This window comes from Saccharothrix hoggarensis (genome assembly GCF_042678885.1).
Lineage (GTDB): Bacteria > Actinomycetota > Actinomycetes > Mycobacteriales > Pseudonocardiaceae > Actinosynnema > Actinosynnema hoggarensis.
In genome coordinates, this window is the sequence record NZ_JBHTLK010000499.1 from 1 (window position 1) to 984 (window position 984).

The following is a 984-nucleotide window of genomic DNA, read 5'->3' on the forward strand; positions in this document are numbered from 1 at the left end:
CTAGACGAGTAATGCGTAAGTCGAGGCGGTGGCTGTAGACGGACGAAGGGTGTTCAAGATCAGTTTGTGACGACCGACCTGAACACCCTTCTCACCGCACTCTACGTGAAGATCGACGACCACCTCGCCGGCGGGCGTCGGATGGGCAGGCCGCCCAAGCTCACCGACGCCGAGCTGGTCACCCTGGCGGTGGCCCAGGCGCTACTCGGGTTCACCTCCGAGGCCCGATGGCTGCGGTTCCTGCCCGCCCGGATGCCCGGCGCGTTCCGCTACCTGCCCGGCCAGTCCGGCTACAACCGCCGCCTCCGCACCGCGTTACCCCTGGTCAAGCAGGTCACGCGCTGGCTGGCCGCCGACACCGACCTGTGGACCGACACCACCTGGATCGTCGACTCCACCCCGGTCGAATGCGGACGCTCCCGGCCAACGGTCAAGCGCTCGGAGTTGGCCGGCTGGGCGAAATACGGCTTCTGCCGCTCCCACTCGCGCTGGTTCTGGGGATTGCGGCTGCACTTGGTCTGCACCCCAGCCGGGCTGCCGATCACCTGGGCGTTGGCGGACCCGAAGATCGACGAGCGGCAGGTGCTCATGGCGATCTGCGACCACGAACCCCGCCTGCTCGACGACCGCCCCGGCCTGCTCGTCATCGCCGACAAGGGCTACGTCTCCGCCGAACTCGACCGGTTCCTGGCCGAGCGGGGCGTCCGACTGATCCGACCGTCCTACCGCAACCGCAAGCCGCACCCCGGCGAACCACTGCTCAAGTCCATCCGCCAACTCATCGAGTCCGTCAACGACACGCTCAAGGGCCAGTTGAACCTGGAGCAACACGGCGGACGCACCATCGACGGCGTCGGAGTCCGCATCGCCCAACGCATCCTCGCCCTGACCGCCGCCATCTGGCACAACCGAGCCACCGGCCAACCTGTCACCCGGTCCCTGACCGCCTACGACCACTGACCGACTTACGCATTACTCGTCTAG

General features: G+C 67.3%; 1 protein-coding gene. It reads left to right on the top strand.

Going from position 1 to position 984, the window contains the following annotated elements; translation table 11 throughout:
- The first annotated feature begins 66 nt into the window (after positions 1–66).
- Positions 67–960, top strand: coding sequence for an IS982 family transposase (locus ACFQ3T_RS36765; protein ID WP_380730804.1), 894 nt, complete (start codon positions 67–69; stop codon positions 958–960).
- Positions 961–984: the final 24 nt, after the last annotated feature.